The organism is Duganella sp. FT27W (genome assembly GCF_009295655.1).
Taxonomy (GTDB): domain Bacteria; phylum Pseudomonadota; class Gammaproteobacteria; order Burkholderiales; family Burkholderiaceae_D; genus Rugamonas; species Rugamonas zoogloeoides.
In genome coordinates this window covers 367,111-380,451 of record NZ_WHIV01000002.1, presented here as the reverse complement: position 1 = coordinate 380,451, position 13,341 = coordinate 367,111, and the positions used below count along the sequence as shown (strand labels likewise).

Here is a 13,341-nt window from a genome sequence, read left to right as displayed (position 1 = left end):
AAACGGGGCGCTGGCGTTGCCGGCGCCCCGTTTTTTATGGCGCCCGAGTTTTGTCTTTCAGGCTGCCCAGTTGCAAGGCATACTGCCGCGCAAATTCCGCGCCCAGGAAAAAGATCTGCGCCGAGTAATACACCCACAGCAGCAGCGCAATCACCGAGCCGGCCGCGCCATAGCTGCTGGCCACGCCGCTGTTGCCGATATACGCGCCGATGGCAAATTTCCCCAGCGTGAACAGGGCAGCGGTGCCGAGCGCGCCGATGCTCACATCCTGCCACGACAGTTTTACGCGGGGCAGCATCTTGAAGATCACGCCAAACAAGGCGGCAATCACCAGGAAGCTGATCGCGTAATTGATGCCGGTGAGCGCTTCGCCGGCATCGACCCAGATCCGGTCCCAGTATTTCTGGATGATCGTCAACACCGCACTGACTACCAGCGACACCATCAGCAGGAACGCCAGCACCAGCACCATGCCGAACGACAGCAGCCGGGTACGGATCACGTCCCACGCCGTGCTGGTGGTCACCGGCGGCACTTGCCAGATCACGTCCAGGCTTGACTTGAGTTCGGCAAACACGGTGGTGGCGCCAAAGATCAGCAGGAAAAACGCGATGATCGTGGCCAGTTGACCTTCTTCCTTGTTTTTTGCCCCGGCCAAGACCAGCTGGATCGCTTCCGCGCCTTGCTGGCCGACCAGGCCGTTGAGCTGGGCGAACAGCTCGCCCTGCGCCGCCTGCGGACCATAAAACCAGCCGGCAATGGCCAGTACCAGCACCAGGATCGGCGCCATGGAAAACAGGGTGTAGAACGCCAGCGCCGCGCCCATGCTGCCGGCGCGGTGCGAGAACCATTCGGAAACGGTACATTTCAGCACCGAAAATATATCTCTTTTTCTCATGAGTAAAAAAAAAGCCCCGCAACCGAAGTTGCGGGGCTTTTCCGGGTGAATTAGTTCACGCGACGTTCGATGGTGATTTGTTCCACCTCAACGCGACGGTTAGGCTCCAGGCACTTGATCAGGTCAGCTTTACGCTTGTTGTCGCAGGTGACAACAGGGTTCGCTTCGCCACGGCCTTCGGCGCTCAGACGGTTGGCTGCAACGCCTTTGCCGACCAGGTATTCCTTGACCGAGTTCGCGCGGCGCTCGGACAGTTTCTGGTTGTAGCTCTCGGCGCCCAGGCGGTCGGTGTAACCGGCGATGGTGACATCGTTGATGCCAGGGTTGTTGTTCAGCAGGGTAGCGATCTCGTCCAGTTTAGGCTGGTTCGGGTTCAGCTTGGCGCTGTCAAAACCAAACATTTCGGTGGCCGACATCGTCACTTTTTCCATGCGCACCGGTGGTGGTGGCGGTGGTGGCATTGGTGCTGGTGGTGGCGGTGGTGGTTCAGCCACGACTGGTGCTGGCGGTGGTGGCGGTGGTGCTGGACGTGGTGGCGCGGCGAAGGCGAAGTTCACACCAACGGTCAGGTACAGGTTGTTGCTCTTGTCGGTGCGTGGGAACACGTCGTCACGCAGGAAGCCGTGCACATTGCGGATGTCGGCCTGGAACGTGGTACGTTCGTTCATGTCAGCCTGGAAACCCAGACCGGCGCTGATGTATGGCGAGTTCTTGGAGATCTCGTTTTGACCGGCCAGGGCCAGCTTGTCGCGCTGGACACCGGCGCCCACCAGGATGAATGGACGGAACGACTTACGCGAGAACAGGTACAGGCCGTCAACGCCCAGGGTTTGCTGCTGGTAGCGGTCGCCATTGTCTTTCGAACGGGCGTAGGTGCCGCCCATTTGCACGTCCCAGTTTTCGTTGACTGCCTTACCGAACTTCAGGCCACCACCCGGGCCGCGACGGTCTACGCCGAAGTCGTCGTCCGGTTTGATGCCGTTGACGCTAGGCTGGACATACCACGACGGGTTGATGACCGGCTCTTGAGCCATGGCGGAGAACGACGCACACAGTGCTGCTGCGGCGAGGGCGATTTTCTTAGTTTTATTCAAGGTAAGCTCCCGATTAATGAAGGATGTTTCGATGTTTCGTTGTCAGCTGTGTTTTGTTCACCGCTGCTAGGAACGAACTTTATGCAAAATAGTCAGTTCATTCAGTACGCTACCGCACAAAAGATTGTGCTGTATCAAATTCAACACAGATTGTTGATTTGATCGGGCAATTCATGCAACTTCCCGAAATGGGGGGTGTCCTATATTCATTGTTCGGGTTTCGCCGCTAATGTTCGTTGCCGCACAGACTGGTGCGCGGCAAAAAGGCATTCTGGCGTCAGATGCAGAGACTGTAGCGCTTGATCTTCAATCACACAGCCTCCGCTGCCAAATATCCCGGCAAAACCAATCTCGGCAATTTGTTATTAAGGAGTGTACACATGCACGCACAACCCCAAACCCTGGTTCAGAACGAAATGAAAGCGTCGCTCGACATGCAATCGACCACCAGCAAGCTGTTGGAGCGTCCCGTGCCACTGGACCGCAAACCCGGCTTGTCGATGGCCTCGATCGAGCGTGTGCGTTCCACTTCCGCCACCCTGCGCCGCATTGAAAACATGCAAAAGCTCATCGCCGAGCTGTCCATGCACGAAATGCTGGCCGATGAAATCGCCTGGTTCCTCAAGTTTTCGCCATCGGGCGCCCGCAAGTACATCCGCGACCTGCGCGAAGCCGGCGTGATCGAACTGGCGCGTTACGTGGAAGGCACCGCTACCTACCTGGGCAAGGCTGTGTACCAGCTCACGCCCGATCCGGAACGCGTGGCCGCCTTCCTGGCCGCCATCGTTCAGCCTAAACGCGAAGGCGCGCCACCGCGCAAGGAACGTCCAGGCCTGCGCGAGCAAGCCATGGCCGGCAGCGGTCGCCACTTCCACATCCTGGCCGATGACACCCATTACGCGATCCGCGTCAACCGTGGCCCGGTCATGCGTGACCCGCTGGTTGCCGCGCTGTTCGGCTCGGCGCCATCGCAGCAAAAAGCTGCCGAGTAATTTCGGCGGTAACATCAAAGAAGCCGGGTTCGTCCCGGCTTTTTGCATTTCGGAATGTTTGCGTTGCCGATGTATTGAAAGAGGGGCAAGTGTCCTCACTTAAGCATCACTGAACTTTTACGGATGCGCTGTACATGGAAGCCTTGATCTGGATAGTCCTCACGCTGCTGGCCATAGCGCTCCCCCTGTATTACCCGCGCTGGCGCCTGCGCCGGTTGCTGGCGCGGCCGTTACCGGCCGACGCGCAGGCGATCTTGCAGCGTAATATTCCCGTCTATCACCGCATGCCAGCCGAGTTGCAGCAGCAGTTGCAAAAGCTAGTCGTGCAGTTCCTGCATCAAAAGAAATTTGTCGGTTGCGAAGGGCTGGAGATGACCGACGAAATCGCCGTCACCATCGCCGGCCAGGCGTGCATGTTGCTACTCAACCGTCACACCAAGGTGTATCCGGCCTTGCACACGGTGCTCGTGTATCCGTCCGAATTCGTTGCGCAACGGGCGGAAATCGGTCCCGGCGGCGTGGTTACGCCAGGACGCCAGAGCATGCTGGGCGAATCGTGGGACGATGGCCGCGTGGTGCTGTCGTGGGACGATGTGCAGCGCGGCGCCGGCGACTGGACCGACGGCCACAACGTGGTGTTGCACGAGTTTGCCCACCAGCTCGACAGCGAATCGGGCCGCGCCAACGGCGCCCCGTACCTGGGCAACCGGGCCAGCTACCGCGAATGGTCCGAGATCTTGCAACGCAATTACGACAGCCTGCGCATGCGCGCAATGTATCGCCAAGAGACGGTGATGGATCCTTACGGCGCCACCAACCCGGCCGAATTCTTCGCGGTCGCCACCGAAACCTTTTATGAAAAGCCGTACCAGATGGCCGAGCACCATGCCGAGCTGTTTGCCGAATTCATCAAGTACTACCGCGTCGATCCGCGCCAGTGGATGCCGCCACCACCGCCGCCCCCGGTCCAGCTGGAGCCGGGCGAGATCAGCTACAGCTTCAACGTTCATTAGGCTTTGCCGGGGTGCGCCTGCGCACCGACTCCCGGTGGGCGCGGGCGCATATTGCTGCCATCGCCGCTTGCGGCCCGACCACAGGGAGAACAGCATGAGCCACATCATCGCAGGACATTTCCAGATCCAGGACGAGATCGCTACGGCCCGCGCCGCCTTGCAGCGTGCGGGCTTTGCCGACGAAGATATCAGCGCCTTTTACGTCAACCCGCAGGGCCAGCACGATGTCCACGAGCTCGGTGGCGACCAGGATAAATCGCCGGGCGCCAAGGAAAGCGACGAGGGCGTGGTACAGGGCGGCGGCGCCGGTGCCGTCGCTGGCGCGGTGGCCGGCAGCGCGGCGATTCCGATCGCCGGTCCGCTGGGGCCGGTGGTCGGTGCGCTGGTGGGGGCCCACGTCGGTTCGCTGTTCTCGCTGTCGAAAATGAAGGATGCGGGCGAACCCGAAGAAGGGCGCGACGGTCACGAAAACATGATCCCGCCCCGCAAATCCGGCATGATGATAGCCGTGGCGGTGGCCGACCAGGCCCGCGAGCAGCAGGCGCTCGACGTGCTGCGCAGCCTCGGCGCCAGCAATCTCGAGCGCGCCGAAGGGACCATCGCCGCCGGCGACTGGCGCGATTTTGACCCGACCTCGCGCCCCGTGCCGGCTTGAACCGTCCTGTTGCGTATCCGGTACTGGCGCTCTGACAATCGCGGATTTCCCGATAATCATTGCTACAATGAATTTACAAAACCCGGGAGGCGCGGCGATGACACAGGCATGGGTAGTGCTGACCCGCCCGGACGGGCGCGACTTGCAGGCGCCGTCCGAGGCGCAAATGGCCGATGCCCTGGCCGAAGTCTATAGCGGCAAGACCGCCAGCCCTGACGGCGAGCCCGGCAGCGCCGTGTTGCGCTTCGGTTATGACGACGGTTTGATGTACGAAGTGGAAGTGTCGAGCGGCGGCGCCGTGCGGTTTGCCGAGTGGTCGGACCGCGATTGCGAGCTGGCGCTGGCCGACCCGCGCGTGATGACCGCGCTGCCGCAGGACGATGCCTTGCAACTATGGCGTTTGCTGGCGCAGCGGCAGGTGGCGCGCATCCGCAGCCAGCCGTGGCAATGACTACATCGATTCCACCCGCGCCTTGAGTTTTTCATAAGGCGCCACCAGCTTTTCCGGCGCGCCGGTGGGCACTGCCGCCGCCAGCGACAGCAGTTCTCCCGTCAGCGCAATCAAATCCTTGATCTGGTCGATCTTGCGGATCTTTTCCTGCGCCTGCGCCGTCACGTCCAGCAACTGTTTCTGCAAGCCGCCGAGCCCGGCGGCGGCCAGGCTGGCCGCTTCCAGGTACAGGCCCAGCGCATGCTGGCGCAAAGTCACTTCGTTGGCGAACAGCGCCTGCGCAGCAGCCCGGCTGATGGCGGGTTCGCTGGTGCCGGGCATTTTCTGACGGATAGCCCGCATCAGGCGCGCATGGAGCGCATCGGCGCTGGCGGACAGGCTGTCGGCCAGCGTTTCGAGATCGCGCTGGGTATTGCGGGGGGATTCAAGGCTCATGATGGCTCTCCAAAATCAAGGCTGTGGCAGGCTCTCGACCAGCGCCCGGTGGCGCTGCGCGATCTGGTCCAGGTTCTTGCGCGCCAGCGTGTGGCGCAGGCCGATCAGGCGGTACTCGGCGGTCTTTTCCTGCAGGTGTGACTTGGCCAGTGCGATCAGGAGGCGGTCGCGGTTGGCGTCGAGGTAGGGGATTTCCATCTCCAGCATGCCCAGCACGATGCGCTGCTCGTTGTCATTGGAGCGGTCGTACAGGCGCAGCAGGTTGCGCATGGCATCGAGCAGCTGCTGCACCGGTTCGCTGGCGTCGCGCATCAGGTCGTTGACGGCGCGCTCCTGCATCGGCGCCGTGACCGCGCGTGACAGCAACCGGGTCAGGCCGGTAAAGGCGTTGACGTGGCGGTCTTCCAGGCCGGTGTCTGGCCAGGCCTTGATGCCGGTGCCGACCACCTTGAGCGGGTCGCGCAAGTCGTACCGGCGGTCGCCGGCCAGCGCGCCGAGCGCCTGCATATACGCTTGCACCACGTCGTCGATGCGGCGGAAATCGTCGCTGGCCTGTTTGCGGCTGGCGTCGAGCGCACGTTCGCGCAGGTCGGCGGCGGGCGCCAGGTACGGCTGCTGGCGCTCGTAGGCGCTACGGTAGCGTTCGGTCAGTTCGTGGTAGGCGTTGAGCTTGGGTGCGTCGGCGGCAAAGGCGCGCACGTCGGCCATGCGCGGGGTGCTGCTGGCGCAGCCGCCCAGCATGGCAAAGACCGCCAGCAGGCACGCAATCAGTAGCGCGTGAACGGATAAACGTAGCCAGGTCAAGCGTAGCGAAATCATGGGGCCTCCTCAAGGAAATGAGGATCATTGTTGCCCTGCGCTTGATGCGCGGTGTTGCGACTGCGCAGACCGGGCTAGGTAAGTGCAGTCAGCCAGCCCAGGCCAGCGCGGGTGTCGCCGGCCGGGTTGTACTCGCAGCCGATCCAGCCATCGTAGCCCAACTGGTCGAGCAGGGCGAACAGGTGGCGGTAATTGATTTCGCCCGTGCCCGGCTCGTGGCGCCCCGGCGTGTCGGCCACTTGCAGGTGGGCGATGCGGGGCAGGTTGGCGCGGATGGTGTTGCTCAATTCGCCTTCCATGCGCTGCATATGATAGATGTCGTATTGCAGGAACAGGTTGGGGCAGCCGGCTTCGTCGATGATCGCCAGCGCCTGCGCGCTGCGGTTGAGCAGGTAGCCGGGCATGTCGAAATGGTTGATCGGCTCGATCAGCAGCTTGATGCCGTGCGGCGCCAGCAGCCCGGCGGCGTAGCGCAGATTGGCAATATAGGTGGCGCGGGCCTGCTCGGGCGCCACGCCGGGCGGGATTTTGCCGGCCATGCAATGCACCTGTCTTACCCCCAGCGCCAGTGCGTAATCGCGGGCGGCGGCCACACTGGCCTGGAACTCGTCGCTGCGGTCCGGGTGGCAGGCCATGCCGCGTTCGCCGGCATCCCAGTCGCCCGGGTGCAGGTTGAACAGCACCAGTTGCAAGCCATGCTCGCGCAATTGCGCGGCGATCTGCTCGGCGGGCCATGCATAGGGGAACAGGAATTCGACGGCCTCGAAGCCGGCGGCGCGGGCGGCGCCAAAGCGGTCGAGGAAGGGGAGGTCGGTAAACAACATCGACAGGTTGGCGGCAAATTTAGGCATGGGCAAATTATAAGGCAATAAAAAACCGCCCGAAGGCGGTTTTCATTGTGCAGCTGGCTTGGTCCGATTAACGACCACGGCCACCGGAGCGATGTTGCGACGGGTTGGCGCCATTGCGCGGCGCGCTGCCGTTGCCGCCACCGCCGCTACGGGCTGGACCGCCACCGGTACGGGCGCCGCCGTTGCCACCGCCGCCACCGCTGCGGCCACCGCCGTTACCGGCCGAGGCGCCGGCACCGGCGCCAGGTGCGCGCGGTTTGCCGCCGCCACCATTGCCGCCGCCGTTGCTGCCATTGCCACCACCGGCCGGCTTGCCACGGCCACCGCCGTTGCCGCCGCGACCGCCGCCGCCGCCATTGCGATGGCCAGGGCCGCCGCTACGCAGCTGGATCGGTTGCGCGCGCGCGTTCAGGTCCGGCTCGAAGCCAGGAATTACTTCACGCGGCAGGGTTTGCTTGATCAGCTTTTCGATATCCTTGAGCATGTCGTGTTCATCGACACACACCAGCGACACCGCTTCGCCGGTGGCGCCGGCGCGGCCGGTACGGCCGATCCGGTGCACATAGTCTTCCGGCACGTTCGGCAGGTCGTAGTTGACCACGTGCGGCAATTGATCGATATCGATACCGCGCGCGGCGATGTCGGTGGCGACCAGCACTTGCAGCGTGCCATCCTTGAATTCGCTCAGCGCGCGGGTACGGGCCGACTGGCTCTTGTTGCCGTGGATGGCCATGGCAGTGATGCCGTCGCCACCGAGTTTTTCCACCAGGTTGTTGGCGCCGTGCTTGGTGCGGGTGAAGACCAGCACCTGGGTCCACTTGTGGGTCTTGATCAGGTAGGCCAGCATCGGGTGTTTCTTGTCGCGGTCAACCGGGTGGATCTTTTGCGCGATCACTTCCACGGTCGAATTGCGGCGGGCCACTTCGATGGTGGCCGGGTTGTTCAGCAAACCGTCGGCCAGGGCCTTGATCTCGTCCGAGAAGGTCGCCGAGAACAGCAGGTTCTGGCGTTTCGGCGGCAGCACGGCCAGCACTTTTTTGATGTCGCGGATGAAGCCCATGTCCAGCATGCGGTCGGCTTCGTCCAGGATCAGGACTTCGACCTTGCTCAGGTCCACGGTGCCTTGCTGCATGTGGTCCAGCAGGCGGCCCGGGGTGGCGACCAGGATGTCGACGCCGTGTTTCAGTTGCTTGATTTGCGGGTTGATGCCGACGCCGCCGAAGATCACGGCAGAGTTCAGCTTGGTGTACTTGCCGTAGATGCGCACGCTTTCCTCGACCTGGGCCGCCAGTTCGCGGGTCGGGGTCAGGATCAGGGCGCGGATGGCGCGCGGCGAGCTATTGGTGGTGAATGCCTTGCCGATTGCGCTGGACGACAGCAGTTGCAGCAGCGGCAGGGTGAAGCCGGCGGTCTTGCCGGTGCCGGTCTGGGCGCCTGCCAGCAGGTCGCCGCCGTTCAGGACGGCAGGAATGGCCTGGGTCTGGATCGGCGTCGGGGTGGTGTAGCCGGTGTCGGCAACAGCGCGGACGATAGCGTCGGACAAACCGAGTGAGGAAAATGGCATGGGTAGCTTTGTATGAGATCGGCCTGTCGCCCTCTTGAGGCGCCAGTCGCAGGCAATCGGGATTATCTAGGTGCGGCGCAAGACTGGATGGCAAGCCGCAGCTAGCACTATAACAGCTAAGCTGGAAGGGAATTTCGCTTGGGAAACAAAAAGGAGGCGGATCGCCCCCTTTTTTTGTAACAAACCTTACGTCAATGAAACCAGCGCAAGGCTTTTGTTATGTGTTTCTTATCTATCAGGCAAACGGGGTCAGCAGACCAACCATCTGGCCGAAGATTTTCGGGCTGGCGGCAATGATGTCACCCTTGTACAGGTAGTCCGATTCGCCATTGAATTCGCCGACGATACCGCCCGCTTCGGTCACCATCAGGGCGCCCGCTGCGATATCCCAAGGCTTCAGGCCTTTTTCGTAGAAACCGTCGAGGCGGCCCGACGCCACGTAGGCCAGGTCCAGCGCGGCGCTGCCCGGACGGCGCACGCCGTGGCTGCGTTCGGCCATGATGCCGTACATTTTCAGGTATTCGTCGAGGGCCTTGGCGTTGCCAGCCTGGTAGCCGGTGGACAGCAGGGCGTTGGCGATGCGGTCGAGCTTGGTAACGCGGATGCGCTTTTCGTTCAGGTAGGCGCCGGCGCCCTTGGTGGCGGTAAACAGGTCGTTGCGCACAGGGTCGTAGATCACGCCCTGGGTGATCACGCCGCGCTGGGCCAGTGCGATCGAGATGCAGTATTGCGGGAAGCCGTGCATGAAGTTGGTGGTGCCATCGAGCGGGTCGATGATCCAGCAGTATTCAGCCTCGTCGTGGTTGTTCTTCGATGCGCCCGACTCTTCAGCCAGGAACGCGTGGTCGGGATAAGCCTTGGACAGCACGCCAATGATCTCTTGTTCGGCGGCCTGATCGACGTCGGTGACGAAATCCTTGTGATTTTTCTCGGTCACGATCACGCGGTCGAGGTCGAACGAGGCGCGATTGATGACGGTGGCGGCGCGGCGAGCAGCTTTGATCGCCGTGTTGAGCATTGGGTGCATGATGACTTTTCCGTTAAAAGAACGCTAACGCCCACCGGGGCAATGCCACCGGCGACGCGTTAGAGGACAAGAGTGAATTAAAGAGCGGGGCGGCGGCAACAAGGTAAAATCCGGGGCAGAACTCCCTGCGGAACAACCGTATTGAAACAGCGCAATAGCGATATTTTAAATGAACCTGCCCCAAACCCCTACTAACTTTTTCAAACAGCTGCGTTTCATCCTGGTCGAGACCAGTCGCGCGGGCAATATCGGGGCGGTGGCGCGCGCCATGAAAACCATGGGTTACAGCGACCTGGTGCTGGTCAATCCGCGTTTTGCCGATGCCGTGAAGGACCCGGAGGCGGTGGCATTCGCCAGCGGCGCCCAGGATATCCTGAGCGGCGCCCGCGTGGTCGGCAGCATGGCCGAGGCGCTTGACGGCATCAACTTCGCGGCGGCCGTCAGTGCGCGCCTGCGCGAATATTCGCCGCCGGTGCTCACGCCACGGCAGTTTTCCACGCAACTGGTGGCGCAGCCGGCATTGCACGCGGCTGTCATTTTCGGCAACGAACGCTTCGGCCTGCCCAACGAGGTGGTCGAGCAGTGCAATGTGCTGATCAACATTCCCGCCAATCCCGAGTATTCGTCGCTCAACCTGTCGCAGGCGGCGCAGGTGGTGGCCTACGAGTGCCGGATGGCCGTGCTCGACCAGGCGCCGCAGGTGCTCAGCGTGCGCCAGCCGCAGGGGGACGCCAACGAGATCGGCTTCCACGGCGAAGCTGCCAGCCTGGCGCAGATCGAGGGCATGTACCAGCACCTGGAAAGCGCGCTGGTGGAGATCGGTTTTCTCGATGCCGGTAATCCGCGCAAGCTGATGCCGCGCCTGAAGCGCCTGTTCGCGCGGGCGCAGCTGGAGAAGGAAGAAGTCAATATCCTGCGCGGGATTGCGCGGCAGATGACCTCGGGGCGCAAGTGATCCGGGCCTTCTGCCGGTGCGGGATGACGGATACTCGCGTTCGTCGTGCGCTGCCGACGCCAGGCCTGGTGCATACATCAACCTTATCTCGATGATCAAACGTCTGCTGATCCTCTTATTGGTGATCGAAGTGCTGGGCGTGCTGGCCGTGGCCGCCGGCCTGCGTACCTGGCTGCCTGCCGGCTGGCCGGCACCGGTCGCGGTACTGGTCGCACTGGCCGGCGGTGTACTGGTATTGCTGCTGGTGCGCATGCTGATCGCCGCCAACAATTTCCGCATCAGCTGGCGCGCGCGCAGCGTGCCCGACGCCATCCATGCGCTCGACCCGCTCACCGCTACGCGGCTGTTCCTGCACGAGTTCGCGTCCACCATGCTGACGTCGTCCTGGTATATGTTGCGCCCCGTCGGCCTGCAACTGCAGCCGCAGGCGCGCGGGTTGCCGGTACTGCTGATCCATGGCTACGGCTGCAACAGCGGCTACTGGCGGCCGATGAGCGACCAGCTGCGCGCCGCCGGTATCAGTCATTACGGCATCGACCTCGAGCCGCCCGGCGCCGCTATCGACGATTTCGCGCCGCAGGTGCAGGCGGCGGTAGAACATTTGTGCGCGGTGACTGGCAGCGCGCAAGTGATCATCCTGGCCCACAGCATGGGCGGGCTGGTGGCGCGCGCGTACTTGCGCCACCACGGCGCGGACCGGATTGCCCGCGTGATCACGCTGGGCACGCCGCACCACGGCACCGTGCTGGCCGACCTCGGCCCCGGCAGCAACGCGGTGCAAATGCGCTGCGGCAGCGATTGGCTGGGCACGCTGGCCGCCTTCGAGGCAGCAGGTGACGCTAATTTGCAACGGAACTTGTTCTGTTCCATTTATTCTGTCCACGACAACATCGTCGCCCCGCAGAACTCGAGCGAGCTGCCCGGCGCGCGCAACCTGGTGTTCGGCGCCATAGGGCACGTGGCGCTGGGCCGGCATCCGGAGATCGTGCGCTGTGCGCTGGCAGAAATCGTTTCCACGCAACAGTGTGACTTTGTGTGACTTTGTGTTGTTCTTGGTTGCTGTATGGTTACTCCTGTGAAGTGCAGCAAACAAGGCGGACCGGCCGTGACAGACTTTGGCACATTGATACTCGAGCAAACGCCGGACGCGGTGATCTTGACACGCCTGGACGGCGAAGTGGTCTATTGGAACAACGGCGCCGAGGCCGTGTTCGGCTATCGCAGCACGGAGGCAATAGGCCACCGGCTGGCCGACCTGATCGAGCCGCCCGGCGCGCAAGACGCCGCCAGTTCGGACGTCGTGCTGCGCCAGACCCTGGCGACCGGATCGGCCAATTACGAGTCGCTGCGCCACGCCCGCGATGGCGTGCTGGTGTACATCGACAGTTCAAGCAAGCTGGTGCGCGACGCCGACGGCGCGCCTGAGTATATTTTGTGGAGTAAAAAAGACGTTACCGCGCTGCGGGTTTTGCGCGATGCCAAGCTGGTCGAAGCGCGCTTCCATGGCATCCTCGATTCGATGCCGGACGCCATCGTGGTGGCCAATATGACCGGCCGCATCGTGCTGGCCAACGGCCAGGCCGAAAAGCTGTTCGGCTATGCCCAGGGCGCGCTGCGCGGGCTGGAACTCGAAGCGTTGATGCCGGCGCATATGCGCAGTGCCCACCGCAGCCACCGGGGCGGCTATATGGCGCAACCGTCGGTGCGGCCGATGGGCGCGGGCCTGGCGCTGTATGGCTTGCGCAGCGATGGCGTGGAGTTTCCGGTGGAGATCAGCCTGAGCCCGATCACGACCGAGGAGGGTACCCTGGTCATCAGCGCGATCCGCGATATCAGCGATCGTAAACTGGCTGAATTGGCGTTGCAAGAAAAGAATATTGAACTGGCAAAAGCCAATGCTGCCAAGGACCGCTTCCTCGGCGGCATGTCGCACGAGTTGCGCACGCCATTGAACGCAATCATCGGATTTACAGGTACTATGCTGATGAAGTTGCCTGGACCCATCAATACGGAACAGACCAAGCAGCTCCGGATGGTGCAGGACAGTGCCCGTGATCTGCTAACGTTGATTAACGATTTGCTCGACCTGACCCGGATCGATACCGGCAAGGTGCAGCTCGACATCGTGGCGGTGGAGTGTCGTGCGCTCGTCGATGAAGTGCTGGCGCTGCTGGCGCCGCAGGCGCACGCGAAGAAACCGGCGGGACTGGCTTTCGACGTCATAGCGCCACCGGACTTGCCGAGCGTGCGTACCGACCGCCGCGCGCTGCAGCACATTTTGATGAACCTGGTCGGCAATGCGATCAGGTTTGCCGACCAAGGCCCGCTGCTGGTGCGGCTGGAGCCGGCCACCGTCGGTACGCGCCGGTGCCTGACCATCAGCATCGGCGATGCGGCTGCCGGTGCGGCGCCGTTGCAAGCCGTGTCGCAACTGGACACGAGTGCAATGCAGCAGTTCGAAGGCGCGGGCTTGAGCCTGCACCTGAGCCAGAAACTGGCAGCGCTGTTGCATGGAGAGATATTGTTCGACAGCGCGTATGGCGTGGGTAGCGTGTTGACCCTGGCCCTGCCGCTGGAGACTTGAATA

At 62.7% G+C, this 13,341-nt stretch carries 14 protein-coding genes; 7 read left to right on the top strand and 7 right to left on the bottom strand.

The annotated features are described in order from the left end of the window. Positions 1–34 precede the first annotated feature (34 nt). Entirely contained in the window at positions 35–898 is an 864-nt protein-coding gene (locus F8197_RS07950) for a YihY/virulence factor BrkB family protein (RefSeq protein WP_152881437.1), read from the bottom strand. Between the two features lie 50 nt (positions 899–948). After that, on the bottom strand, positions 949–1,992 hold the full coding sequence (locus F8197_RS07945; RefSeq protein ID WP_056138797.1) for an OmpA family protein: 1,044 nt from the start codon (positions 1,990–1,992) through the stop codon (positions 949–951). A 380-nt stretch (positions 1,993–2,372) separates the two neighbouring features. On the opposite strand from F8197_RS07945, the gene F8197_RS07940 reads away from it, so the two are divergent. From F8197_RS07940 to F8197_RS07925, 4 genes are all read left to right on the top strand, one after another. Then, positions 2,373–2,984: a winged helix-turn-helix domain-containing protein gene (locus F8197_RS07940; RefSeq protein WP_026637310.1), complete on the top strand. Its 612-nt coding sequence runs from the start codon at positions 2,373–2,375 to the stop codon at positions 2,982–2,984. A 134-nt stretch (positions 2,985–3,118) separates the two neighbouring features. Further along, positions 3,119–3,997 carry a zinc-dependent peptidase gene (locus tag F8197_RS07935; RefSeq protein ID WP_152881436.1) on the top strand — a complete coding sequence of 293 codons (879 nt, stop codon included), beginning with the start codon at positions 3,119–3,121 and terminating at the stop codon, positions 3,995–3,997. Positions 3,998–4,091: 94 nt separating this feature from the next. Beyond that, complete coding sequence (locus F8197_RS07930) at positions 4,092–4,652, top strand: hypothetical protein (RefSeq protein ID WP_056138793.1); 561 nt, start codon at positions 4,092–4,094, stop codon at positions 4,650–4,652. Positions 4,653–4,749: 97 nt separating this feature from the next. Next, complete coding sequence (locus F8197_RS07925) at positions 4,750–5,103, top strand: hypothetical protein (protein WP_152881435.1); 354 nt, start codon at positions 4,750–4,752, stop codon at positions 5,101–5,103. On the opposite strand, the gene F8197_RS07920 is transcribed toward F8197_RS07925, so the two are convergent. From F8197_RS07920 to F8197_RS07900, 5 genes are all read right to left on the bottom strand, one after another. After that, positions 5,104–5,538, bottom strand: coding sequence for a hypothetical protein (locus F8197_RS07920; protein ID WP_152881434.1), 435 nt, complete (start codon positions 5,536–5,538; stop codon positions 5,104–5,106). Between the two features lie 15 nt (positions 5,539–5,553). After that, positions 5,554–6,357, bottom strand: coding sequence for a hypothetical protein (locus F8197_RS07915; RefSeq protein WP_152881433.1), 804 nt, complete (start codon positions 6,355–6,357; stop codon positions 5,554–5,556). Positions 6,358–6,431: 74 nt separating this feature from the next. Next, entirely contained in the window at positions 6,432–7,208 is a 777-nt protein-coding gene (hyi, locus tag F8197_RS07910; protein WP_152881432.1) for a hydroxypyruvate isomerase, read from the bottom strand. Between the two features lie 67 nt (positions 7,209–7,275). Then, complete coding sequence (locus tag F8197_RS07905; RefSeq protein ID WP_152881431.1) at positions 7,276–8,772, bottom strand: DEAD/DEAH box helicase; 1,497 nt, start codon at positions 8,770–8,772, stop codon at positions 7,276–7,278. Positions 8,773–9,007: 235 nt separating this feature from the next. Continuing rightward, positions 9,008–9,790 carry an inositol monophosphatase family protein gene (locus F8197_RS07900; RefSeq protein WP_019921985.1) on the bottom strand — a complete coding sequence of 261 codons (783 nt, stop codon included), beginning with the start codon at positions 9,788–9,790 and terminating at the stop codon, positions 9,008–9,010. Positions 9,791–9,968: 178 nt separating this feature from the next. On the opposite strand from F8197_RS07900, the gene F8197_RS07895 reads away from it, so the two are divergent. The 3 genes from F8197_RS07895 to F8197_RS07885 all read left to right on the top strand — a co-directional run bounded on the left by F8197_RS07895 (position 9,969) and on the right by F8197_RS07885 (position 13,338). Continuing rightward, positions 9,969–10,754 carry an RNA methyltransferase gene (locus F8197_RS07895; RefSeq protein WP_152881430.1) on the top strand — a complete coding sequence of 262 codons (786 nt, stop codon included), beginning with the start codon at positions 9,969–9,971 and terminating at the stop codon, positions 10,752–10,754. Between the two features lie 91 nt (positions 10,755–10,845). Further along, positions 10,846–11,793, top strand: coding sequence for a triacylglycerol lipase (locus F8197_RS07890; RefSeq protein WP_152881429.1), 948 nt, complete (start codon positions 10,846–10,848; stop codon positions 11,791–11,793). A 66-nt stretch (positions 11,794–11,859) separates the two neighbouring features. Continuing rightward, positions 11,860–13,338 carry a PAS domain-containing sensor histidine kinase gene (locus F8197_RS07885; RefSeq protein WP_373996821.1) on the top strand — a complete coding sequence of 493 codons (1,479 nt, stop codon included), beginning with the start codon at positions 11,860–11,862 and terminating at the stop codon, positions 13,336–13,338. The last annotated feature ends 3 nt before the right edge of the window (positions 13,339–13,341 follow it).